This is a genomic window from Azospirillum cavernae, assembly GCF_003590795.1.
Classification (GTDB): domain Bacteria; phylum Pseudomonadota; class Alphaproteobacteria; order Azospirillales; family Azospirillaceae; genus Azospirillum; species Azospirillum cavernae.
In genome coordinates this window covers 1,426,304-1,448,568 of sequence record NZ_QYUL01000001.1, presented here as the reverse complement: position 1 = coordinate 1,448,568, position 22,265 = coordinate 1,426,304, and the positions used below count along the sequence as shown (strand labels likewise).

Here is a 22,265-nt window from a genome sequence, read left to right as displayed (position 1 = left end):
CATCAGCCTCGCGAACCGTTGGCGGCGTCGGGCGGAGTCGTGGTGTTGGTCGAGGCGGGCGTTGTAGCAGCGTTTTGCGCCGTGTCGAGCGCGACGAGCGCCTCGACGATCAATCCGGTGCGGCTTCCCAGCGATCCCTTGACCATCACGACGTCGCCGCCGCGCGCCGCGTCGGCGACGATAGGGGCAAGGTCGCGGCTGGTTTCGGTCCAGGCGCCGCGCCGGTCGGCGGGCAGGCGGTCGAACAAAACCCGCATGTGCGGGCCGCAGGCGTAGACGAGATCCACCCCGGCGGCGAGCAGCGGCTCGGCCAATCCGGCGTGCAGCGCGTCGGCGGTCGCGCCCAACTCGCGCATGTCGCCCAGAACGGCGACGCGCCGTCCCCCGGCGGGAACGTCCAGCTTGCCCAGAACGCCCAAGGTCGCGGCCATGGCGGCGGGGCTGGCGTTGTAGCTTTCATCCACCAGCGTGAAGACGTCGCCGTTGGCCCGCGTGATGGTCTTGCGCACGCCCCGCCCCTTGACGGGTTGCAGGGTGGACAGGGCGCGCGCGGCCTCCGCCGGGTCGGCCCCCAGCGCCTTGACGGACAGCAGAACGCCCAGGCTGTTCATCACCCAATGTTTGCCCGGCATGGCGATGGTGAAAGCGAGCCTCTCGCCCTGGATCAACGCGGTGACGGCGCTGCTGGTCGCGCCGAGCGCGACGTCGAGCAGGCGGGCGTCGGTTCCGTCCTGCGTTCCAAAACTCCAGATCGTTCCCAGCCCCTGCGCCCGCGCGGCGGCGGCCAGACGGTCGAACTGGTTGTTGTCGCGGTTCAGAATAGCGATTCCGTCGGCGCTCATGCCTTCAAAGATTTCCGCCTTGGCGTCGGCGATGGCCTCGACCGAATCGAAGAACTCCAGATGGACCGCTTCGATGTTGGTGATGAGCGCCACATGGGGGCGGACCTGCCGGGACAGCGGCCCCAATTCGCCCGCGTGGTTCATGCCCAGCTCGAACACGCCGAACCGGCTGTCGGCGGGCAGGCGGGCCAGCGACAGCGGCACGCCCCAATGGTTGTTCAAGCTGCCTTCGGTGGCGTAGGTCGGTCCCTGCGCCGCCAACACATGGCGCAGCGTTTCCTTCGTGCTGGTCTTGCCGACCGAGCCGGTGACGCCGACCATGCGCGCGCCGCAGTTGGCCCGCGACGCCTGCCCCAGCGCCGCCATGGCGTCCAGCGTGTCGCCCTCCACCAGCAGGAGCGGCGCGTCGGCGCTCACCCCGTCGGGAACGCGCGAGACCAGGGCCGCGACCGCGCCCGCCGCCAGGGCGGCGGCGGCGAAGGCGTGCCCGTCGAAATTCGGCCCCTGAATGGCGATGAACAGGTCGCCGTCGGCGATGTTGCGGCTGTCGATGGACAGGCCGGAGGCGCTCCACGCGCCGTTGGTCCGCCCCCCGGTGGCGACGGCGGCGCTGGCGGCGGTCCACAGGATGGGTTTGACGCTCATGATCCAATCTCCGCAACGGCCTTGCGGGCCTCGTCGGCGTCGTCGAAGGGGCGCACCTCGGTCCCGACGGTCTGGCCCTGCTCGTGGCCCTTTCCGGCGATGACGAGCACGTCGCCCGGCTGAAGGCCGCGCACCGCCGCGCGGATCGCCTCGGCGCGGTCGCCAATCTCCTCAAGACGGCCCGCCAAGGGGCCGGTCGCGCCCGCCAGCACCTCGCCGCGCACGAAGGCGGGATCCTCGGTGCGCGGGTTGTCGTCGGTGACGATGGCGCGGTCGGCCAGACGGGCGGCGAGCGCGCCCATCACCGGGCGCTTGCCCCGGTCGCGGTCGCCGCCGCAGCCGAACACCGCGACCAGATGGCGGCGGGCGTGGCCGCGCAGGGCGGCGAGCACGGTTTCCAGCGCGTCGGGCGTGTGGGCGAAATCGACATAGACCGCCGCGCCGTTCGGGCATGTCGCGACATGTTGCAAGCGGCCCGGCACGCCGTCCAGCGTGGACAGCGCGGCGATGGCGGCGTCGGCGTCGCTGCCCGCCCCGATCACCAGCCCCAGCGCGCACAGCACGTTCCACGCCTGGAATTGTCCGGCGAGCGGCAGGTCGACCGTGGCGTCGCGGCCCAGCACGGTCAGCTCCAGCCGTTGGCCGTTGGCCAGCGGCGCGACACTGCGGACGCGCAGTTCGGTCCCGGCCAGCCCGTAGGACAGCAGGCGCAGGCCGCGCGCGCGGCTGACGGCGGCGAAATGGGGGTAATCCTCGGCGTCGGCGTTCAGGACGGCGGCGGCGCCGGGCGGCAGGACGCGGCTGAACAGCAGCGCCTTGGCGTCGCGGTAGGCCTCCATCGAGCCGTGATAGTCGAGATGGTCGCGCGTCAGGTTGGTGAAGCCGCCCGCCGTCAGCCGCACGCCGTCCAGGCGGAACTGGTCCAGCCCGTGGCTCGACGCTTCCATCGCCAGATGGTCGATTCCGGCGTCCTTGACGGCGGCGAGCTGGCGGTGCAGCGCCACCGGGTCGGGGGTGGTCATCGCGCCATAGCCGCCCAGGCCCGGCGCGATCAGCCCAAGCGTGCCCAGGCTGGCGGCCTTGTGGCCCAGCTTGTCCCAAATCTGCGCGGCGAATTGAACGGTGGAGGTCTTTCCGTTGGTGCCGGTGACGGCGATCACCGTCTCGGGCTGGCGTTCGCCATGGAAGGCGGCGGCCATGCGGGCGAAGGCCAGACGCGGTTGGGCGTCCGTCACCAGACGGGCGGCGGACCCGGCGGGCAGATCGGTTCCCTCCGCCGCCAGGACGGCGACGGCGCCCTTGTCCAGCGCGTCCTGGATGAAGGCGCGCCCGTCGGCCTTGGCCCCGGCCAGGGCCGCAAAGACAAAACCGGGCCTGACCGCGCGGCTGTCGGCGGTCAGCCCGGTCACGTCCGGGTCAGGCTGCGCCGCGTGGGCGCTAGCGTGGCTTGGCAGGAGTTGGGAAAGACGCAACAGTGCTTCCCTTCGGCGGGGGTGGAGCGGCGGAGGATGGGGCGTTCGGCGCTTGCTGCGCCCAGTTGGTGGAGCCAGCGGCGTTCAGGAAGGTGGCGTTGAGGATCTCCGGCGCGTTCTCGTCCACCGTCGGCACGTCCAGCAACGGGCCGATCTGCTTGATGATGCGACCAACGGCGGGCGCGGCGACCCAGCCGCCGGTGGCGTAGCCGTAGGTCTTGGCCGTCGCCTTCGGCTCGTCCACCAGCACATAGACGATGTAGCGCGGGTCGTGCATCGGGAAGGCGCCCAGGAAGGACGACATGCGCGAGTTCTTTTGGTAGTGGCGGCCCTTCTGCTTGTCGGCGGTGCCGGTCTTGCCGCCGACGACGTAGCCCTTGACGCCCGCCGACTTGCCGGTGCCGTCGGCCACCACGAAGCGAAACATCCGGCGCATCATGTCGGAGGTCTGGCGCGACACCACCTGTTCGCCCGGAATCTCCGCGCCGGGCTGGCGGCGCAGGATGGTCGGGGGATGGAAGACGCCGCCGTTGATGACCGAGGCCGCCGCCGCCACCGTGTGCATCGGGCTGACCGAAATGCCGTGGCCGAAGGAGATCGTCATGCTGTTGACCTCCCGCCACGGGTTGGGCGCCAGCGGCCAGCCATTTTCCGGCAACTCCAGCGCCGTCGGGCGCATGAAGCCCATCTTGGCCATGAAGGCGCGCTGCGCGGCGATGCCGATCAACTGGACCATCCGCACCGACCCCAGATTTGAGGAGTGCTGGAACACTTCGGCCACCGTCAGGGCGCGGTGCAGGCTGTGGTAATCGTTGATGGTGAAACGACCGATTTTGATCGGATGGACGGCGTCGAAGGTGTCCGACACCCGGATCTTGCCCGAATCCAGCGCCAGCGCCGAATTGAAGATCTTGAAGGTCGATCCCATTTCATAGACGCCGAGCGTCGCCCGGTTGAACAGCGTGTCGGGGTTGAGGCCGGTCGGATCCTGCGGGTCGAAGTCGGGCAGGGAGGTCATGGCCATGACCTCGCCGGTGCGGACGTCGTAGACGATCCCGGCGGCGCCGATGGCGCTGAACTCCTGGATCGTCGCCGTCAGCTCTTTGCGTAGGACATGCTGAAGCCGCAGGTCGATGGACAGTTGCAGCGGCGTCGCCGGGTCCTCGTTCAGCCGCTTGCTGAAGCCCTGCTCCAACCCGGCCAGACCGTTGTTGTCCACCCCGGTGAAGCCGACGACGTGCGAGGTCAGGTTGCCCGCCGGGTAGAAGCGCCGCTCCTCCCGCTCGAACGAGATGCCGGGGACGCCCAAGCGGTGGACGGCGTATTGCTGCTTGGGCGTCAAATTGCGCTTGAGCCAGACGAAACGCTTGTCGCCGCTGAGCTTGCCATACACCTCTTTGTAATCAAGCTCGGGCAGGGCCGAGACCAGCTTGCGCGCCGCCTCTTCGGGGCGCGAAATCAGCTTGGGATCGGCGTAGAGCGATTGCGTGACCAGCGAGGTCGCCAGCAGATTGCCGTTGCGGTCCACGATGTCGGCGCGGTTGGTCGTGGTGCTGTCCAGTTCCAGCGCGTGGTGCTGGCGCGGCTCGCCGCCTTGGCTGAACAGGGTGGCGGCCACCAGCTTGACGCCGATGGTGGCGAACACGGTCGTCACGACCGCCGCCGTAACCATGAGCCGATAGCGGCTTTGCTCCATCGCAGCCGCCAGCGTCGTCCTCGGCGCGGGGGCCGTGGACGCGGACTGGCTGCGGAAGGGCAGGCCGAACGGCGGAAATTTCATCGATTGGCTCCCAACCGCGCCACCAGCATGCCCAGGCTGTCGGTCGGCTTGGGCTGTTGCATGCCGGCGGCGATGACCTTGGTCGTCGGTGAGGGCGCGACCGGACGCGACGCGACGTCGGTCGGGCGGTTCAGCGCGGGCAGCGGCGCGTTGGGGGCCAGCTTGCCGACGGCGGCGGGGGTAGCGGCGGGGGTGGGCTGCGGGGCCGGGGCGGCGGCGGGCGGCATGGCGGGCGGCTTGGCGGCGGCGGGGATCAGGGCCGACGGCTTGATCGGCGCGGTCTTGACCGTCGGGATGGCGGGCAGGGCGGCGGGCACGATGACCGGGGTCCGCTCCAACGCCTTGTCCATCGACAGCTTTGGCGACGGGATGCGGGCGCTGGCGATCTGCGGGGCTGGCGTGGCGGCGACCGGAACGACGCTGGCGGGCAGGGCCGGGTTCACGCCACGACCGGGCAAGGGGGCTTGCGGCGCGGCGTCGGGCGTCGGAGCCGGGCGCATCGGTATGGCGTCGAGCGCCAGGAACTGCCGGGCCTCGGTCGGTTGCAAAGCCAGATGGGCGCGGGCCAGCTCTTCCAGCTTGGTCGGATCGTTCAGGTAGCTCCATTCGGCGCGCAGCACCTGGATGGATTCCTGCTCCGTCACGATCTTGCGGTTCAACCCGGCCAGCTTTTCTTCCAGATCCTGGACGTCGTAGCTGGTTTGGAACAACACGGCCCCGGCGGCGGCGATCAGACCACCCCAGAACAGCCAGGTCTTGCCTTTCATGCAGCCTCCTTGCCGGACGCCGGGAACACCGGCGCCGCTGTGCGTTCCGCCGCGCGCAGCCGGGCGGACCGGGCGCGCGGGTTTTGACGGGCTTCGGCCTCGCTGGGTCCGACCGGCTTGCGGCCCAACAGGCGGAAGGATGGGATGTGCGCCGTGGCGGCGGCCACCGGCGTGTGACGGGACGGCGCGGCGGGCGGGGACGAACGGTCCTTGAGGAACGTCTTGACCTCGCGGTCTTCCAGCGAATGGAAGGAGACCACGGCCAGACGCCCGCCGGGCGCTTTCAACAACGATTCGGCGGCGGCCAGCCCGCGCCGCAACTCGCCCAACTCGTCGTTCACATGGATGCGCAGCCCCTGGAAGCTGCGGGTGGCCGAGTCGATGGCGTCGCCCTTGCCCTTCGGCACCACCGAGCGGATCAATTCGGCCAGTTGACGGGTGCGCTCGATCGGCGCGGTCAGGCGGGCGGCGACGATGACGCGGGCGACCCGCCGGGCCATGCGCTCTTCGCCGTAATGATAGAAGATGTCGGCCAACTCGGCTTCGCTGGCGTGGTTGACCACGTCGGCGGCGGTTGGGCCGCTGCGGCCCATGCGCATGTCGAGCGGACCGTCGAATCGGAAGGAGAAGCCGCGCTCCGGCTCGTCGATCTGCGGTGAGGAGACGCCGATGTCGAGCGCCACGCCGTCCACCCCGGCGACGCCGCGTTCAGCCAGCAACTGGTCCATGTCGCCGAAGCAGCCTTCGACGATTTCCAGACGACCGGGGAATTGTTTGGCCAACAACCGCCCGCGCTCAATGGCGGCGGGGTCGCGGTCGATGCCCCAGACGCGGCAATTGGCGGCCTCCAGAATGGCGCGGGTGTAGCCCCCGGCGCCAAAGGTGCCATCGACATAGACGCCGCCGTCTTGCGGGGCCAGGGCGTCGATCACCTCACGCAGCAGCACGGGGATGTGCGGGCTGGCGGCGGCGGGACTGGTGGGGTGGTCGGTCATGCGCCCTCCCCGTTTCGGCTGGCGGCGCCGCGCGCGGCCTTGGCGACGATTTGGCTGAGCGAGATGTCCTTGCGGACGACCTGCTCGCGCAGGATGGCTTCATGGGCTTTCAGGGCGGTCGGTTCCCAAATCTGGAAGGTCTTGCGGCGACCGATGAAGGAGGCTTCCTCGCCGATTCCGGCGAATTCAGCCAATTCCTTTGGCAGGACGATGCGCCCTTCGGCGTCGAGAGGAACCGGGATGAGCTTTCCGAAAATGAAGGTCTCGATCATGTCGCGTTCATCGGCGTCAAGATCGGGCGACTCCAGGCTTTCCGACAGGACGTCGAGATAGTCCTGATCGGCGCCTTCCAAGGCTTGGTGGTTCAGAGAGGGCCAGAGATACACGATGCTCGCCGCCGAGGTCTTGGCAAGCGACTGCCGGAACTGTGCCGGGATCGACACACGCCCTTTCCTGTCAACCTTGTTGACGTATGTGGACAGGAAAACGGCCATTGGCCCGGTGATCCCCCAGCTATCCCTCGCGCGGATCCCGCCCCGCGCCAGCCCCATTTGCCCTTCAATTCGGCCTCTCTGGCGTTAACCAAATCGGACCCGAATTCCCCTCTGAATGGGCAATCATGGGATAGCATGGGACTGTATGGGCGTCAACGGGCGCTCCAGTATTCATGGGGGGGTGTCAAGAGTTTGTGAATCGCCTGTGGCTTTCCGGTCAATTGTGAAAGGGACTCGGGGTATCGACGCAGTAATTCAAGGTCATGCCTGGGTGTGGATAACGTTGTCCACAGAGGTTCGGCGAATGTTCCGCGCATTTTATGAAATTCATACGAGTTATAACAGTTCAAAGCCTCGAATCGGCTTAGCCACTTGGCCTAATCTTTGGGTGGCCAAATCAGGGGGAATCATGGGATGGCATGGGAAAACGCCAAAACTTATCCACCGCCTGTGGATCGTTCTGGGGGTAAGCCGGGAAAAACGGCGGAAACACAGGGGATAGGTTAAGAAATGGCGGCTTCAGACCGTCCGCGCGGCGATTCCGAATCGGGCTTTCTGGATGTCTGTCCTATGTCCCGCTCAGGACTGTCGGGGCGTTGGTCCATGGCGTCCCAAATCGGACCAAAACCGGCCATTCCATGGGATGGCGTGGGCGGGCCGGAGCGTCATTCGTCCAGCTTTGGGATGCGTGGAATGGTAAATGCCAGATGGCCTATAAGCCGGGTTTTGTGCCCCGGACCATGACGGTCCAGGCGATGACCATTCGTCTGGGACGCCGGTTGCCCGGACGCCTCGCGCGACCAACCCGAGCGACGGCGCGGAAACGCGCTTGACCCCATTCCATCCCAAGCGGGACGGTTGGTCGGGCCGCTCCTATTCGGTCTTGCTCCCGGTGGGGTTTACCGTGCCGCCCCCGTTGCCGGGGTCGCGGTGCGCTCTTACCGCACCCTTTCACCCTTACCGACGGCGAACCGTCGGCGGTTTGCTTTCTGTGGCACTGTCCCTAGGGTCGCCCCCGCCGGTCGTTAACCGGCACCGTGTTTCCGTGGAGCCCGGACTTTCCTCCCCCGGTCGAAACCGAAGGCGGTCATCCAGCCATCTGGCGACGCTGTTCTTATAGAGTTGCGCTGGTGGGGGCAAATCCCAAATGGCGGCGCGGACAGCAAAACGCCCGCCTTTCGCGAAGAAAGACGGGCGTTGCTGGAACGCAAACGATGGGAGAGCTGTTTTACGAGAACAGACTCGACACCGAACGCTCTTCGCTGATGCGCATGATCGCTTCGGCGATCAGCGGGGCGATGGTCAGTTGGCGGGTGTTGCGCGACACGCGCACCGCCTCGGTCGCCTGGATGCTGTCGGTCGTGACCAACTGCTCCAGCGGCGACACGGCGACGCGAGCGACGGCGCCGCCGGACAAAACGCCATGGGTGCAATAGGCGTGGACCGACTTAGCCCCGGCGTCCATCAGGGCGACGGCGGCGTTGCACAGTGTTCCGCCCGAATCGACGATGTCGTCGACCAGAATGCAGCGGCGACCGTTGGCGTCGCCGATGATGTTCATCACCTCCGACACGCCGGCGCGTTCGCGCCGCTTGTCGATGATGGCGAGATCGGCGTCCAGGCGCTTGGCCAGCGCGCGGGCGCGCACCACGCCGCCGACGTCCGGCGACACGATGGTCACTTCGTCCATGTTTTCAAAAGAATGACGGATGTCTTTCTCGAAAACCGGGGCGCCCATCAGATTGTCGGTGGGGATGTCGAAGAAGCCCTGGATCTGACCGGCGTGCAAATCCATCGTCAGCACCCGGTTGGCGCCGGCCTGGGTGATTAGGTTGGCGACCAGCTTGGCCGAAATGGGCGTGCGCGGGCCGGTCTTGCGATCCTGGCGGGCGTAGCCATAATAGGGAATGACCGCCGTGATGCGCCGGGCGGATCCACGACGCAGCGCGTCGATCGTCACCAGCAGTTCCATCAGGTTGTCGTTGGCCGGGAACGAGGTCGACTGGACGACAAACACGTCCTCGCCGCGCACGTTCTCGAGGATTTCGACGAACACCTCCATGTCTGAGAAACGGCGAACGCTGGCCTTGGTCAGCGGAACGCTCAGACATGTGGAGATCGCCTCGGCCAGCGGACGGTTGCTGTTGCCGGCAAGCACCTTCATCGGAGTCGGCTCTCTTTACAGGGAAACGGCTCAAGATGCGCTCGCCGCTTGCGCGCCGTCGCCCCTTGAAAACGGGGCGGACCATAACAAAGGGTCGTGCCTATGTAAACGTTCCATGACGATGGCGCCGTGCCGGATCGGGAATGCCCCCCTGCGCTGGGGACATAGCCGGTTTGGCCAGGGTGACGTCCGCTCATCGGGCGAGCGCCCGCATCACGGTCGGCGTTTTGGCGATGTGGAGTTTCAAAGCAAGATCGGCCTTGGCCAGATGCTCCATGAACCAAAAGGGTAGAAGCTGATCGGCCTTGCTTTTGGCGTAGCCAAAGGAAAAGGCCGATTCCCGCGCCTCCACCTGTTCGATGATTTCGCTCAGCAGGACGATCATCCGGCGATGCTGAGCGCGATGCTCGTCCAGCAACGGATAGCGGATCGCCATCTGCACCTTTTCTTCCCGAGCGAAATGCTGCAAGGACAGATCGCGCAGTCGCTCCAGCAGGGCGGTGGCGCGGGCGCGCTGGTCATCGTCGCCGGGCAGGGCCAGAAAACGGCGAATCAGTTCGTGGGTTTGGCGGTGATCGTCGTCCAACACCCCATGGTCGATGACCATTTCCGCGCGCCAATCCAGCATCGGCCTTCCCCTCCTCGACCAAGGATGGTGTGCGGCGTCGCTGATCGAACCCAAGGGGTGGGTCGCCGCACCGGGAAGCCGCGCGCCGATGCGCAAGGCCGCATCATCGCGCGAATCCGTCTGGGTGGCAATTGCTTCAAATCCGAACGATATCGCCCCGGCCAACCGGCGGGCGGATTCGTCAGCTTTGCAGGACGATGGAGGACAGCCCCCGCCCGTAATCAGCCTCGCCGCGCAGGCAGGAGCGGCGGTAGCTGAAAAAGCGGTCCTCTTCGGCCACCGTGTCGTTGGGGCAGCGCTGGATCATGGCGACCCCGGCATCGCCCAGCCGACGGGTGATGTAGGCGGGCAGATCGAACAGGAAATGACCGGCCCGGCGGGCCGGGGCGAAATAATCGCGGTTGCGCTCGTCCTCCTCCAGGAAGGGCGCGGGGAATTCCGGGCCGACTTCATAGGAGCGTTGGGCGATGCAGGGGCCGATGCAGGCGACGATCCGTCCCGGCGTCGCGCCCAGATCGACCATGCGGGCGATGGTCGCCTCCAGAACGCCGCCCTTGGCCCCCTTCCACCCGGCGTGGGCGGCGCCGATGACCCGCGCCTTGGTGTCGGCGAACAGCACCGGCGCGCAATCGGCGGTCAGGATGCCCAGGGCGATTCCCGGCTGGTTCGTCGCCATGGCGTCGGCCTGCGGCGCGCGGTCGGGTGTCCAGGGCGCGTCGATGACGACGCAGGTCGGGCTGTGAATCTGGTGGCAGGTGACGAGGTGGCTGGGCTTCACCTCCATCCGCGCGGCGGCGCGGGCGCGGTTCTCATGCACCGCCGCCGGAGCGTCGGACGATCCCAGCCCGCAATTCAGCGAGGCGTAAAGCCCGGTGGACACGCCGCCCGTCCGCGTGAAAAAGGCGTGGCGGATGTGGGTGATGTCGTTCAGCGCGCCAAGAGTAATCACAAACGCCATCCTGTGTGGGTCGCTTCCGGCCCCTTAACCTTGCGGCTTGCGCCCGGCGGGTCAAGGGCTTCCGTTCGACAAAGCGGCGCGTTCAGAACCGCTCGAACCCCGCCGGGGCCGCGCCGTTGGGAAAGGCGCCGGGGGAGGCGAGCGCCAGCAGCTTGAACAGGCGGCCCATTTGCTCCGGCTCCACCAAACGGGCCAGCGCCGACCGGATGTCGGCGGCCTGCGCCGGGGTGGCCTTCGCCGACAGGATGGCGGCGCGCTGGCGGATGCCCAGCGCGGTCAGCCAATCGCCCTGATCGACGGTTCCGAACGCCTCGGCCCCGGCGGCGCGGGCGGCGGCGGCCAGCGCGGCGAAATCGACATGCGCCGTCAGGTCGGCCTCGCCCGGCTCCTCAAGAACCGGGGCGTAGGCGTGGCGGCGCAGCGCCTGGAGCGTGTCGCCAACCGCCGGGCCATGACCATAGCCGTAATCAATGAGCAGCGCCGCGCCGGGATGGGCGGCGAGCCGTTCGCCGATCACCCGGGCGACGGCGAGCGAGGCGGGGGAGACCTCCACCACCGCGCCTTCGGCGGCGCCGTCGCGCAGCGCGTCGGGAACCAGCCGGTTGCCGGAACTGCCAAAGGCTTCCAGCACAAAGCGGAAGCGCGGCGCCTCCTCCGTCCCCGCCGGGTCGAGATCGACCAGACGCTCGAACCAGCCATGGTTGGTCTTCTGCACCTGACGGATCGGCAGCGCGTCGAAAAACTCGTTGGCGACCAGCAGGGTGGGGCCTTCGGGAACCTGCGCCAGATGGTCGTGCCAGTGGATTGCGCCATCGCCCAAAAGGGGGGCCAGCGTGTCGCGTTGGCGCGCGCGCAGGGTCGGGCTGGTTTCCACCAGATGCAGGGTGGCGGCGGCGCGAAATTCGGGAACCACGGCGGCGGCGCGCAGGGCGTCGCGCATCAGGGTGCCGCGTCCGGGGCCAAGCTCCACCAGATGAAAGGGGGCAGGGCCGCCCAGCCGCGCCCAACTGTCCACGCACCACAGCCCGACCAACTCGCCGAACATCTGGCTGATTTCCGGCGCGGTGGTGAAATCGCCGCCCGCGCCGAAGGGATCCTGGCGGCTGTAATAGCCCAAACGCGGATGTCCCAGCGCCTCCGCCATGAAGGCGCTGACGGTGAGCGGGCCGTCCAGAATGATGCGGCGGGCCAGCAGGCGGGCGAGCGTCTCCTCGCTCATTGGGGCGGCGCTCATGAATGGCGGCTCCGGGTCAGGCGGTTTGGGCGGCGGCGCGCTGGCCGCGCAGCATCAACCAGCCGCCGATCAGCAGCATCGGCAGGGACAGCAATTGCCCCATCGTCGCCCCGGCGAAGAGGAAACCCAATTGCGGGTCGGGTTCGCGGAAGAACTCCACGGTGATGCGGGCCAGCCCATAGCCGACGAAGAACAGGCCGCTGACCAGGCCGGGACGGCGACGCACCGCCGGGCTGCGCACCGCGACGGCCAGCAGCAGAAACAGAACCGCCCCCTCCAGCGCCGCTTCGTAAAGCTGGCTGGGGTGGCGCGGCGTCTGGAGCGGGTCGCGCGGAAACACCATGGCCCAAGCGACGTCGGTCGCCGGGCGGCCATACAGCTCGCCGTTGATGAAGTTGGCGATGCGGCCAAAGAACAGGCCGATGGGGGCGCAGGCGGCGATGAGGTCGCCAAAGACGAAGACCGACAGGCCGCGCCGCCAGCAAAACAGGGTGATGGCGAGCAGGACGCCGGCCATCCCGCCATGGAACGACATCCCGCCGTGCCAGACTTGCAGGGCGTCCAACGGGTTTTCAGCGTAATAGGGCAAATTGTAGAACAGAACATAGCCCAACCGCCCGCCCAGAATGGTGCCGATCACCGCCCAGGTCAGGAAATCGTCGAAATCCTCCGCCGACGGGCGTTGCCCGCTCTGCCGCGCCAGACGCAGGCAATAGCGCCAGCCCAGCACGAAGCCCGCCAGATAGGCCAGCGCGTACCAGCGGACGACGAGCGGCCCGATGGCGAAGGCCACCGGATCAATCGCGGGAAAGGGCATGGCCATCGTTGCAGGCTCCGCTCAGCGGTAAGGGTCGGGTTGCGACAGGAAATCCTGCACATAGCGCCGCACGCCCTCTTCCAGACTGGTGAAGGGCTGGTCGAACCCGGCGGCGCGCAGGCGGTCGGTCTTGGCCTGGGTGAAATACTGGTATTTGCCGCGCAGTTGCTCCGGCATGTCGAAATACTCGACGCGCGGCTCCTGGCCCAGCGCGGCGAAGGTCGCCAGCGCCAAATCCTTGAAGCTGCGGGCGACGCCGGTGCCGACGTTGAACAGGCCGCTGACCTCGGCGTGGTCGTACAGCCACAGCATCACGGCGACGCAGTCATCCACATGGATGAAGTCGCGCAATTGCCCGCCATCCTCGTAACCGTCCTTGTGGGATTTGAACAGGCGGGCGGGCTGACCGGCGACCAATTGGGGGTGCAGCTTGGCGACGACGCTCATCATGTCGCCCTTGTGCGTCTCGTTCGGGCCGAAGACGTTGAAGAATTTCAACCCGGCCCATTGCGGCGGCAGCAGATCGGCCTCGGCCACGGCGCGGGCGACGCGGCGGTCGATCAGATGCTTGGACCAGCCATAGGCGTTGAGCGGGCGGAGCCGCGCCAGCCCCTCGCAGGATCCGTCATCGTCAAAGCCCGCCGATCCGTCGCCGTAGGTGGCGGCGGAAGAGGCGTAGATCAGCCGGCAGCCGCGCCACGCGCACCAGCGCCACAGGTCGAGCGTCAGCGCCACATTGTTGGCGACGATCTTGTCCACGTCGCGCTCGGTGGTGGCCGAGACGGCGCCGAGGTGGAAGATGGTGTCGATCTCGGCGGCGTGCTGGTCGAGAAAGGCCAGCGTGTCTTCTGGGCGCACCAGAGTGGCGACCTCGCGCTTGGCGAGATTCTGCCATTTGTCGCCGTCGCGGAAACGGTCGATCACCGCCACGTTGGTCAGTCCGCGCGCGGCCAGCGCCGCGACAAGGTTGGACCCGATGAACCCGGCCCCTCCGGTGACGACGATCATTGCCACTGCCCGCTGCTCTGCTTGACTGGTCCGGCCCTTATAGGCCGGGGCGGGGCTTTGGGGCAAGGCGTGGCGGGGCGTTCGCTCCCATTGGCGAAAACTGTTCGGGTGTCAAACTGTCAGGGTTGGCCCTACCAAAGCGATCATCGGTTTTTAAAAAAATTGGAGCTTATCTTTTACAAAACACGAGAGGACTGAACATGTTCAAGAATACGGCGCCAATGGTGTTTCTTGTCGCGGCCTCGCTTTTTGCTCTCCCCGTGGCGGCTGATGGAAACGCCACAAAGGATGAGGCGATCGCCATGGTCGGCAAGGCTGCGGCGTTTTTGAAAACGGCAGGGCCGGAAAAAGCCTTTTCGACCTTCAACGACAAGAATGGCGGGTTTGTGGATCGTGATCTGTATGTCGTCGTTTATGACGGCACAGGACGATGCCTTGCCCATGGAGCCAACCCAAAATTGATTGGCAAGGATTTGATTGATGCGGAAGACATCGACGGAAAGCTCTATGTGAAAGAACGGGTTGAGTTGGTCAAAACAAAGCCAAGTTTCTGGCAAGATTACAAATTTACAAACCCGACGACAAAAAAAGTTGAGCCAAAACAGATGTATTGTGAACAGGCTGGTGGTTTGATTGTTTGTGGCGGTGTTTATAAACAATAATGATTGGCACGGGAGGGAGGGCTATGATGTTATCGAAAAAACTTATTTCTTATTTTGCCATTCTCGCTTCCGTCATAGTGATTCTTGGTGGTGTGCAAATCTATGCGATTTCGACCGTTGATGGGCAGGTTTCAACCATTCTTGCCCGGGCTGTTGCCGGTTCGGCTCGCTCCAGTGATGTTTCCCAGGCTCTGGCTGATCACCGCAAGCTGATGTACGAACTTGTGGCGCTGGTCTCCACGGATGTTTCCCCAGCGCGCACCGACGCGGTGAAGCAGCGGGTGCGCGTTGTGGGTGAAATTGTTGCGAAGGGGGGAGCCGCCGTGGCCGATGATTTGCCCGGCGAGGATGCGGCGGCGCTTGATCGGGCGATAACCGAGGCAACCCGCAAATACATGGCGAAAAGCGGTGATCTGATCGACATTCTCGACGGTGACGCCTCGACGACGTTGGCGTTTATGGGAAGTTTGGAAAAGCAGGCGACGACCCTGGCGGCGACGATTGGCGATGTGAAGAATCGCTACGCGGGCATGGTGGTGGTTGCAGAGGACGAGACGGCGAAATCGATCCAGGTCACGTATATGGCGGTGCTGATCGAGATCGGAGCGGCTGTGGCCGTCGTGCTCTTGATGCTGCGCTTTGTCCGGCGGGAGGTCGCTCATCCGTTGGCCGGATTGGCCGTGGTGATTCGTGATCTGTCCACCGGGCGCGTTGATGTGGCGATTGATGGCCGATTGCGGAATCGCAGCGATGAGATTGGCGGGATCGCGTCGGCCATCGACATTCTCGTGACTCATGAGATGGAGCGTCTGCGCTTGGCGCAGGATGGCGCGATCAACGCCCGCATCCAACAAGAACGCTCCGATCAAATCGCGGTTCTGTCCCAGCGGTTCGACGCGACGTCCAAAACGGTCATTGGGCAGACCATCGCCGCCGTCCAAAATCTTGAGGAAACGTCACGGACGATGTTGGTGATCGCCGACCGCACCACGGGTCAAACCTCGGGTATGGCGACCGCCATCGATCAGGCGGTCGCCAACGCGCGGGGGGTGACCGGGGCGGCCGAGCATCTGGCGAAAACCACCCAAGCCATCGGGGAGCGGGTGACGGCGTCGGCGGACGTCGCCCATCGAGCCGCATCGGACGCGCGGCGGACGGATGAACTTGTCGCCGGATTGACGCAGGCGGCGGATCGGATTGGCGCGGTGATCCAGTTGATTGGCGAGGTCGCCGGTCAAACGAATCTGTTGGCTTTGAACGCCACCATCGAGGCGGCGAGGGCCGGAGAGGCCGGCAAGGGGTTCGCCGTGGTCGCCAGCGAAGTGAAATCCCTGGCGGGCCAAACCGCCAAGGCCGCCGATGAAATCACCGGGCACATCGGCGCCATTCAAGACGCGACCGGCGAGGCCGCAGCCGCGTTGCGCAACATCGCCGCCACCATCGATGACATGAGCCGGAGTTCAAGCGAGATTGCTTCGGCGATTGAATTGCAGACGAACATGACCGGCGACATCCTGCGAAACATCCGTCAATTGCAGGAAGGGACCGGGGAAATCGCCAATCAGGTCAATGGCGTGATGGAAGGGGCGAACGAAACGGAGCGCGCGTCGCGCACGGTCAACAGCGCCGCCGTCAGCCTTCAGGAGCGGGCTGACGAGTTGGATCGCGAAATCAACGGCTTTCTTGATGGGGTGCGCGCCGCTTAAGCGCGTGGCGGGGACTGAAGCCATCCATATTGATGATCGCGCCGTGAAAAAACCCTCCCGCGCTGGATAGGCGCGGGAGGGTTTTCATGATGCGCGATCCGTTTTTACGACTGCTCTTGTCAGCGCGCCGCGCGGTTCGCCGCGCTGACCAGGGCGCGCAAGGACGCGGTCACGATGTCGGCGTCCATGCCGACGCCGAACAGGGTGCGGCCGTCGCTGGTCTTCACCTCGAAGTAGGAACAGGCCTGGGCGTCCTCGCCCTCGCCGATGGCGTGTTCGCGGTAATCCAGGACATGCAGGTCAACCCCGCAACCCTGACGCAGCGCGTCGACGAAGGCGTCGATCGGACCCTTGCCGCTGCCCTTGATCGTTTGGGTCTTGCCGTCGCGCGTCACCACGGCGTTGACCACGCGGGCGCCGGAGTTCGGGCCGCGCGCCTCGGTCGCGTGCTCGATCAGGGCCAGCGGGCTTTCGGCGTCCAGATACTCGGCCTTGAAGGTCTCGTAGATGTCGGTTGGCGACAGCTCCTTGCCGGTTTCGTCGGCGACGCGCTGGACGATCTTGGAAAATTCGATTTGCAGCTTGCGCGGGATTTGCAGGCCGTAATCCTTTTCCAGAACATAGGCGATGCCGCCCTTGCCCGACTGGCTGTTGATGCGGATCACCGCCTCGTAGCTGCGGCCCAGATCCTGCGGGTCGATGGGCAGATAGGGAACCTCCCACTTGCCGCTGTTCGACTTGGACAGCGCCTTCAGCCCCTTGTTGATCGCGTCCTGATGCGAGCCGGAGAAGGCGGTGAAGACCAACTCTCCAGCGTAGGGGTGGCGCGGGTGGACCGGCAATTGGGTGCAATATTCGGACACGCGGACGATTTCGGCGATGTCGTTGACGGACAGGCCGGGATCGACGCCCTGGGTGAACATGTTCAACGCCAGCGTCACGACGTCCACATTGCCGGTGCGCTCGCCGTTGCCGAACAGGGTGCCTTCGACGCGGTCGGCCCCGGCCAGCAAGCCCAACTCCGCCGCCGCGACGCCGGTGCCACGGTCGTTGTGCGGGTGCAGGGAGATGATGGCGCTTTCGCGGTTCTTCATCGTCTTGCAGAACCACTCGATCTGGTCGGCGTGGACGTTCGGCATCGACATTTCGACGGTGGAGGGCAGGTTCAGGATGATCTTGCGCTCCGGCGTCGGCTGCCAGATTTCCATCACCGCTTCGCAAATCTCGACCGCGAAATCCAACTCGGTGCCGGTGAAGCTTTCCGGGGAGTATTGCAGGACGATCTCGGTGTCCGGCGTCTCGTCGGCCAACTGTTTGATCAGCTTGGTCCCGGCGACGGCGATGTCGATGATGCCCTGGCGGTCCATGCCGAAGACGACGCGGCGCTGCAACTCCGAGGTCGAGTTGTACAGATGGACGATGGCGCGCTTGGACCCCTTGATGCCCTCAAAAGTGCGGCGGATCAGCTCCTCGCGCGCCTGGGTCAGCACCTGGATGGTCACGCCGTCGGGGATCTTGCCGCCGTCGATGATCTCGCGGCAGAAATCGAAATCGGTCTGCGAGGCGGCGGGGAAGCCGACCTCGATTTCCTGAAAGCCCATGCGCAGCAGCAGATCGAACATGGCGCGCTTGCGGTCCGGACCCATCGGCTCGATCAAGGCCTGGTTGCCGTCGCGCAGATCGACCGAACACCAGATCGGGGCCTTGTCCAGCACGCGCGACGGCCATTGACGGTCGGTCAGCTTGACCGGCGGGAAGGGTGTGTATTTGTCGGCGGGGTTGGTGACGGCGGCGGTTTTCGTGGCGGCTTGCTTCGTGGCGGCGGTGGCGGTCATCGGTGCTGGCTCCTGTGGCGCCCCGGATCGCGTCTTGGCGGATCGAACGGGGGGCTTGGTCTCTCAAACGGGGAAAAGGTTGGGACCGGCGATGCTACGGTCGCAGAGCCGCCGGATGTGGCTCAACGACCGCTGCTAAGTCGCAGCCCCGGCCTCAGCCGGGAGACGGCGCGGGCGGCGCCGATGCAAACATCACTCATTGGAACAGACACTTCGACCGATGGAGAAGGCAAGGCGAACGCGGCGACCCGGACGCTTTAGAGCGCCGGGCTGGCAAGTCGAAGAAGGGCGTTCGGACGGTCGATGATAGTCATGGCGCGCACTGTGCGCAGGCGCGGCGCCGCTGTCAAGCGCCCGATTGCGGTCTTGCTCAACAATCACCAGAAGAGGTGATAGAGCGTCGGCAGCAGCAGCGCCGTGGCCAGCCCGTTCAGCCCCATCCCCAACCCGGCGAAGGCCCCCGCCACCTCGTTGACCTGCAAGGCGCGGGCGGTGCCGATGCCGTGGGCGGCGACCCCCATGCCAAAGCCGCGCGCCCGCCAATCCGTGACCCGAACCAGATTGAGCGCCCAGGTTCCAAAGGTGGCGGCGATGATGCCGGTCAGGATGACGAAAACGGCGGTCAGCGAGGGCAGGCCGCCGATCTGCTCCGACACGCCCATGGCGATGGGGGAGGTGACGGATTTCGGCGCCATCGACCGCAGGGTCGCCGACGACCCGCCGAAGATCCAGGCGAGCGCCACCGCGCTCAAAGAGGACGCGGCGGAGCCGACCAGCAGCGCCACCAGCATGGCCAAGGCCGATTGGCGGACTTGCCGGAACTGGTTGTAGAGCGGCACCGCCAAGGCGACCGTCGCCGGACCCAACAGGAAATGAACGAACTGCGCGCCCGCGAAATAGGTGCGGTATTCGATGCCTGAGGCGGTGAGAACCCCCGCCAGCAGCAGAACGGCGATCAACACCGGGTTCAACACCGGGCGGCGCCCGAATCGCTCGAACACCCACAAGCCGATCTGGTAGGCGACCAGCGTCATGGTCAAACCGGCGAGCGGGCTGGCCGACAGATAGACCCAGATTTCCCGCAGATCATTGTTCAGCGCGCCGTTCATGGCTTGGCTCCCGGATTGGCGGCCTCGTCGGCGCTGGCGCTGGTGGGGCGCAGCAAGGCGGCCATCACCTTGGCGGTGACGGCGACGCCGAACAGCGTGCTGCCGAACAGCGCCAGAATGATGGGCAGCGCCTCGGCGCTCAGCCGGCCGGCGTGGGTCATCACCCCGACGCCCGCTGGAATGAACAGCAGCGACAGATGCCGCAGGATGCCGCCCGCCGTGTCCTGAATCGCACGCGGGACGCCGCCGCGCAGCAGCAGCCCGGCGAAGAGGAACAGCATCCCCAGCACCGGCCCCGGTATCGGCAGATGCAGCAACCGGGCGATCAACTCCCCCGCCAACTGGCAGAGCAGCAGGATGGTGAGGGTTCCAAGCATCGGGCGATCTCCGGCGAAAAGGGTGATGGCGGCGGGGAAAACAATACCGCAGCGCGGCGCGCCCGACACGCCGCAGCTTCGCCGGTCGGCTGTGCGGGAATGGCGGTGTGGGGGTGGAACCTATCCGAAGGTCATAGCGCGCAGGTTTGAACAATGGGATGGACGGTCAATGCCCCGTTCAGTTGTCAACAGGGCACATGGGGCAGTGTTTTTGTCGCAAGCGCCGATGATGTGCAGATTCCATTTGACACGCCTGAGCGGGGCGGTGCAGCAGGAAAATGTAATTTTAAAGCAATATCAACGGCTTACCAAAAATGCCTATTTTTTAGGCAAACCTACCGCAACCCTTGAAAGCGCTGCGCCGAATCGGGGATGCCCTGGACTTCTCAACACACTTATCCACAGACTCTGTGGAGAGAGTGGGCGGGACGCTGCGGATGGTCGCACGACGAAACGGTTGCCCGTTCTGGCCGCTCTGCGTTTAATGATCCGGCGTTTGGCGGACCCCGCCAGAGAGCTTGACGGGTGGAGCGGACAGCCATGGGCTTGTTTGATTTTTTGAAAGTTGCGGTGAAGGACAAGAAACCGGCCAAACCTGCCCGTATGGCGGTCAGCGTCATCGAGTTTGATGGCCGCAGCTTTCCGATCGCCGCCCTAACCACCAAGGGCTTCGCCACCAAGGCCTTCGACGGATCGCTGATCCAGGGGCAGAACGCCCGCGTGACGGTCAGGGTCGATGATCCTGCCGGCAAATTCAGCTTCGCGGCGACCATCGCCGTGACCGACACCCAGGGTGGCAAGCTGGTCGGCGTCTGGACCATGCTGCCGACCGAGGTCGAGGACGTCATCCGCAAATACGCGCAGATCCGCAGCAAGCAGCAGGGCGGGAAGTAACACAAAGGCCCCGACGCTTGGAAGGCGTCGGGGCCTTTGTTCAGTCAGCATTGTCCGGCGAGGCGCGCCCGCGCTCAGTTGCGCGCGGCGGGCGGCGTGCTGGCGGTTGGGGCCGGTGACGGCATTCCGGCGTTGACGATCTTTGGCAGGGCCAGCGTGCGCATGCGCTCCAGCCATTCCGACAGGGTGACGAACTCGCAGCCCTTGTTGCGCAATTCGGCGATGACGCGCGGCAGGGCCTCCGCCGTGCTGGCGTAGGTGGAGTGCATCAGGAAAACGCTGCCGATTCCGGCGGCGGTCCTGATGTGCTCGACGATCTTGTCCGCGTTGCGCACCTTCCAATCGCGGGTGTCCACCGTCCACAGCACCGAACTCATCTGTTCGGCGCGGGCGACGCCCAACAACTCGTTGGAATAACGGCCATAGGGCGGGCGGAACAGCACTGGGTTGGCGCCAAAGCTGCGTAGAATGCGGTTGGTTTCGGCGATCTCGTAGCGTTGGGCCTCAACCCCCATTGGGCGCAGATCAGAGTGGGTCAGGCTATGGTTGCCGATCTCGTGACCGCTGGCGATGAAGTCGCGGATCAGGTCGCCCTGGTGCTGGGCGACGCGCCCCACCGGGAAATAGGTGGCGGGGACCTTCTCGCGGTTGAGAACGTCGAGAACCTGCCGGGTGACGGTGCGGTGGGGGCCGTCGTCGAAAGTCAGAGCGCAGAGATTCCAGCCCTCCCGCTTCAAGGTCGCGGGCATGACATCCAGACGCGAATCCGGCATCACCGAGCGCAAGCGGCCTTTGCTGCGGCTGTGCTGCTCAATGTCGGCCATCGTCCGAGCGTCTTCTTCGGTGTAAATCACCGTGCCTTCGGGGGGCGGCGTGGCGGCGATCATGCCGGGCGGCGGCGCCAGCGGCGCGGCCTGCGCCGCGCTGATCGGGGCGAGCGCCGACGGGGTGAGCGAGCCGGTCGCTGGGGCTTGGGCGATGGCGCTTGGCGGGATCGGCGTTGCAGGCGATGGCGGCGCGGCGGGTGGGGTTGCGGTCGCCGGGACCGCCGCCGGGGGGAGGGAGACGGCTGGGGCCGAGGCCGGAACCGGAACGGAGGGGGGAATCTTCGCCACGGGGACGGTGATGGTGCTGACCGGAGCTGTCGCCGTGACCGGAGCCGTCGCGGCGGGCGGCTGCGGCGTGGCGGCTTTGGCCGGTTCCATGCCGGTCGTGGCGACGGTGGACACGGCGGGCGCGTCGACGATCAGGCAACCAAACCCAGCGCCGACGATGCGGCGGCACAGCCGTTGCGCGTCAACGTCGCCAACCGTCGCCGCGCGCAGAACGGCGCCGCTGGCTTCGGTCTTGCCGTCGAGAAAGGAAACGCCAGCCTTCAAATCCCGTGTCAGTTCGGGCTGTCGGCGTTGCAAGCTTTCCCAGGCGTACCAAGCGTCGCTTTCGCGGGAGAACAAGCCAAGTTGCAGCGAACGGCCAGACGACGTCTTGCCGATGGGAGCGGTTGTCGCGGGCGCGGTGGCGGCGGCGGGCAGGGCGACGGAGGCCGCGCCCTTGGCGAGCGTGGCTTTGCCGTCGCCGACCTTGGTGACGGCTTTGCGGTCGGCGGTGGAGGTTTTGGATGCCGACGCCTTCGCGACGGTGGATTTTCCGGATTTTGCGGACGACGCGCTGCTGGCCGACGGGGGCTTGCTGTCGCCGCGAGTCTGGCCAAAGGCGGGCAGGGCAAGCAACGACCCCAGCAAAGTCAACGCAACCACTTGCCCCATGGAGCGCCGCCGGGAGCGGCGGTTGGGCTGGAAGGCGGCTGGTCCGGGCAAGCTCAACATGTCGTGTTCCGTCTGTTGGCCCAGCCACTAGCCGCAGGACCGCTCATAGGTC

General features: G+C 66.1%; 19 protein-coding genes and 1 other RNA gene. 3 read left to right on the top strand and 17 right to left on the bottom strand.

What is annotated here, in order from left to right; genetic code table 11:
* Positions 1-2: 2 nt before the first annotated feature.
* The 13 genes from D3877_RS06670 to rfaD all read right to left on the bottom strand — a co-directional run bounded on the left by D3877_RS06670 (position 3) and on the right by rfaD (position 13,804).
* Positions 3-1,487 (bottom strand): UDP-N-acetylmuramoylalanyl-D-glutamyl-2,6-diaminopimelate--D-alanyl-D-alanine ligase, encoded by a 1,485-nt coding sequence (locus tag D3877_RS06670; protein ID WP_119829891.1) that lies wholly within the window; start codon positions 1,485-1,487, stop codon positions 3-5.
* The gene (locus D3877_RS06665) at positions 1,484-2,959 is read right to left on the bottom strand and encodes a UDP-N-acetylmuramoyl-L-alanyl-D-glutamate--2,6-diaminopimelate ligase (RefSeq protein WP_119829890.1); all 1,476 of its coding nucleotides are present in this window, start codon (positions 2,957-2,959) and stop codon (positions 1,484-1,486) included. Before D3877_RS06665 ends, D3877_RS06670 begins: the two co-directional genes overlap by 4 nt.
* On the bottom strand, positions 2,925-4,739 hold the full coding sequence (locus D3877_RS06660; protein ID WP_119829889.1) for a peptidoglycan D,D-transpeptidase FtsI family protein: 1,815 nt from the start codon (positions 4,737-4,739) through the stop codon (positions 2,925-2,927). The genes D3877_RS06665 and D3877_RS06660 overlap by 35 nt, the downstream gene beginning before the upstream one ends.
* Complete coding sequence (ftsL, locus tag D3877_RS06655) at positions 4,736-5,506, bottom strand: cell division protein FtsL (protein WP_119829888.1); 771 nt, start codon at positions 5,504-5,506, stop codon at positions 4,736-4,738. Before ftsL ends, D3877_RS06660 begins: the two co-directional genes overlap by 4 nt.
* Positions 5,503-6,501 carry a 16S rRNA (cytosine(1402)-N(4))-methyltransferase RsmH gene (gene rsmH, locus D3877_RS06650; RefSeq protein ID WP_119829887.1) on the bottom strand — a complete coding sequence of 333 codons (999 nt, stop codon included), beginning with the start codon at positions 6,499-6,501 and terminating at the stop codon, positions 5,503-5,505. The genes ftsL and rsmH overlap by 4 nt, the downstream gene beginning before the upstream one ends.
* Complete coding sequence (locus tag D3877_RS06645) at positions 6,498-6,944, bottom strand: division/cell wall cluster transcriptional repressor MraZ (RefSeq protein ID WP_338014575.1); 447 nt, start codon at positions 6,942-6,944, stop codon at positions 6,498-6,500. Before D3877_RS06645 ends, rsmH begins: the two co-directional genes overlap by 4 nt.
* Positions 6,945-7,694: 750 nt before the next feature.
* Positions 7,695-8,098, bottom strand: an RNA gene (gene rnpB / locus D3877_RS06640) — RNase P RNA component class A.
* A gap of 125 nt (positions 8,099-8,223) precedes the next feature.
* Positions 8,224-9,159, bottom strand: coding sequence for a ribose-phosphate pyrophosphokinase (locus D3877_RS06635; RefSeq protein ID WP_119829885.1), 936 nt, complete (start codon positions 9,157-9,159; stop codon positions 8,224-8,226).
* Between the two features lie 193 nt (positions 9,160-9,352).
* Positions 9,353-9,787 carry a bacteriohemerythrin gene (locus D3877_RS06630; protein WP_119829884.1) on the bottom strand — a complete coding sequence of 145 codons (435 nt, stop codon included), beginning with the start codon at positions 9,785-9,787 and terminating at the stop codon, positions 9,353-9,355.
* A gap of 181 nt (positions 9,788-9,968) precedes the next feature.
* Complete coding sequence (gene pgeF / locus D3877_RS06625) at positions 9,969-10,736, bottom strand: peptidoglycan editing factor PgeF (RefSeq protein ID WP_119830834.1); 768 nt, start codon at positions 10,734-10,736, stop codon at positions 9,969-9,971.
* A gap of 91 nt (positions 10,737-10,827) precedes the next feature.
* Positions 10,828-11,979: a class I SAM-dependent methyltransferase gene (locus D3877_RS06620; RefSeq protein WP_119829883.1), complete on the bottom strand. Its 1,152-nt coding sequence runs from the start codon at positions 11,977-11,979 to the stop codon at positions 10,828-10,830.
* Between the two features lie 16 nt (positions 11,980-11,995).
* Positions 11,996-12,802 (bottom strand): prolipoprotein diacylglyceryl transferase, encoded by an 807-nt coding sequence (gene lgt / locus D3877_RS06615; protein ID WP_119829882.1) that lies wholly within the window; start codon positions 12,800-12,802, stop codon positions 11,996-11,998.
* 15 nt (positions 12,803-12,817) lie between these two features.
* On the bottom strand, positions 12,818-13,804 hold the full coding sequence (gene rfaD / locus D3877_RS06610; RefSeq protein ID WP_119829881.1) for an ADP-glyceromanno-heptose 6-epimerase: 987 nt from the start codon (positions 13,802-13,804) through the stop codon (positions 12,818-12,820).
* A 221-nt stretch (positions 13,805-14,025) separates the two neighbouring features.
* Between rfaD and D3877_RS06605 the strand changes: the two genes are divergently transcribed.
* Both D3877_RS06605 and D3877_RS06600 read left to right on the top strand, forming a co-directional pair.
* Positions 14,026-14,466, top strand: a complete 441-nt coding sequence (locus D3877_RS06605; protein WP_199720712.1) for a cache domain-containing protein — start codon at positions 14,026-14,028, stop codon at positions 14,464-14,466.
* Complete coding sequence (locus tag D3877_RS06600; protein ID WP_119829879.1) at positions 14,466-16,172, top strand: methyl-accepting chemotaxis protein; 1,707 nt, start codon at positions 14,466-14,468, stop codon at positions 16,170-16,172. The genes D3877_RS06605 and D3877_RS06600 overlap by 1 nt, the downstream gene beginning before the upstream one ends.
* A 119-nt stretch (positions 16,173-16,291) precedes the next feature.
* Here the strand turns inward: D3877_RS06600 and leuA are convergent, their stop codons facing one another.
* The 3 genes from leuA to D3877_RS06585 all read right to left on the bottom strand — a co-directional run bounded on the left by leuA (position 16,292) and on the right by D3877_RS06585 (position 19,493).
* On the bottom strand, positions 16,292-18,007 hold the full coding sequence (gene leuA / locus D3877_RS06595) for a 2-isopropylmalate synthase (protein WP_119829878.1): 1,716 nt from the start codon (positions 18,005-18,007) through the stop codon (positions 16,292-16,294).
* 377 nt (positions 18,008-18,384) lie between these two features.
* The gene (locus D3877_RS06590) at positions 18,385-19,116 is read right to left on the bottom strand and encodes an LrgB family protein (RefSeq protein ID WP_420796882.1); all 732 of its coding nucleotides are present in this window, start codon (positions 19,114-19,116) and stop codon (positions 18,385-18,387) included.
* On the bottom strand, positions 19,113-19,493 hold the full coding sequence (locus D3877_RS06585; protein WP_119829877.1) for a CidA/LrgA family protein: 381 nt from the start codon (positions 19,491-19,493) through the stop codon (positions 19,113-19,115). The genes D3877_RS06590 and D3877_RS06585 overlap by 4 nt, the downstream gene beginning before the upstream one ends.
* A gap of 540 nt (positions 19,494-20,033) precedes the next feature.
* Between D3877_RS06585 and D3877_RS06580 the strand changes: the two genes are divergently transcribed.
* The gene (locus D3877_RS06580) at positions 20,034-20,387 is read left to right on the top strand and encodes a hypothetical protein (RefSeq protein WP_119829876.1); all 354 of its coding nucleotides are present in this window, start codon (positions 20,034-20,036) and stop codon (positions 20,385-20,387) included.
* 74 nt (positions 20,388-20,461) lie between these two features.
* Here D3877_RS06580 and D3877_RS30800 read toward each other — a convergent pair whose 3' ends face one another.
* Positions 20,462-22,213 carry a polysaccharide deacetylase family protein gene (locus D3877_RS30800; RefSeq protein ID WP_274379608.1) on the bottom strand — a complete coding sequence of 584 codons (1,752 nt, stop codon included), beginning with the start codon at positions 22,211-22,213 and terminating at the stop codon, positions 20,462-20,464.
* Positions 22,214-22,265: the final 52 nt, after the last annotated feature.

Coding starts and splice junctions, on each gene's coding strand:
- D3877_RS06670 (WP_119829891.1), bottom strand. CDS start 1,487: ATGAGCGTCAAACCCATCCTGTGGACCGCCGCCAGCGCCGCCGTCGCC.
- D3877_RS06660 (WP_119829889.1), bottom strand. CDS start 4,739: ATGAAATTTCCGCCGTTCGGCCTGCCCTTCCGCAGCCAGTCCGCGTCC.
- ftsL (WP_119829888.1), bottom strand. CDS start 5,506: ATGAAAGGCAAGACCTGGCTGTTCTGGGGTGGTCTGATCGCCGCCGCC.
- rsmH (WP_119829887.1), bottom strand. CDS start 6,501: ATGACCGACCACCCCACCAGTCCCGCCGCCGCCAGCCCGCACATCCCC.
- D3877_RS06635 (WP_119829885.1), bottom strand. CDS start 9,159: ATGAAGGTGCTTGCCGGCAACAGCAACCGTCCGCTGGCCGAGGCGATC.
- D3877_RS06630 (WP_119829884.1), bottom strand. CDS start 9,787: ATGCTGGATTGGCGCGCGGAAATGGTCATCGACCATGGGGTGTTGGAC.
- D3877_RS06620 (WP_119829883.1), bottom strand. CDS start 11,979: ATGAGCGCCGCCCCAATGAGCGAGGAGACGCTCGCCCGCCTGCTGGCC.
- lgt (WP_119829882.1), bottom strand. CDS start 12,802: ATGGCCATGCCCTTTCCCGCGATTGATCCGGTGGCCTTCGCCATCGGG.
- rfaD (WP_119829881.1), bottom strand. CDS start 13,804: ATGATCGTCGTCACCGGAGGGGCCGGGTTCATCGGGTCCAACCTTGTC.
- D3877_RS06605 (WP_199720712.1), top strand. CDS start 14,026: ATGGTGTTTCTTGTCGCGGCCTCGCTTTTTGCTCTCCCCGTGGCGGCT.
- D3877_RS06600 (WP_119829879.1), top strand. CDS start 14,466: ATGATTGGCACGGGAGGGAGGGCTATGATGTTATCGAAAAAACTTATT.
- leuA (WP_119829878.1), bottom strand. CDS start 18,007: ATGACCGCCACCGCCGCCACGAAGCAAGCCGCCACGAAAACCGCCGCC.
- D3877_RS06590 (WP_420796882.1), bottom strand. CDS start 19,116: ATGAACGGCGCGCTGAACAATGATCTGCGGGAAATCTGGGTCTATCTG.
- D3877_RS06585 (WP_119829877.1), bottom strand. CDS start 19,493: ATGCTTGGAACCCTCACCATCCTGCTGCTCTGCCAGTTGGCGGGGGAG.
- D3877_RS06580 (WP_119829876.1), top strand. CDS start 20,034: ATGGGCTTGTTTGATTTTTTGAAAGTTGCGGTGAAGGACAAGAAACCG.
- D3877_RS30800 (WP_274379608.1), bottom strand. CDS start 22,213: ATGTTGAGCTTGCCCGGACCAGCCGCCTTCCAGCCCAACCGCCGCTCC.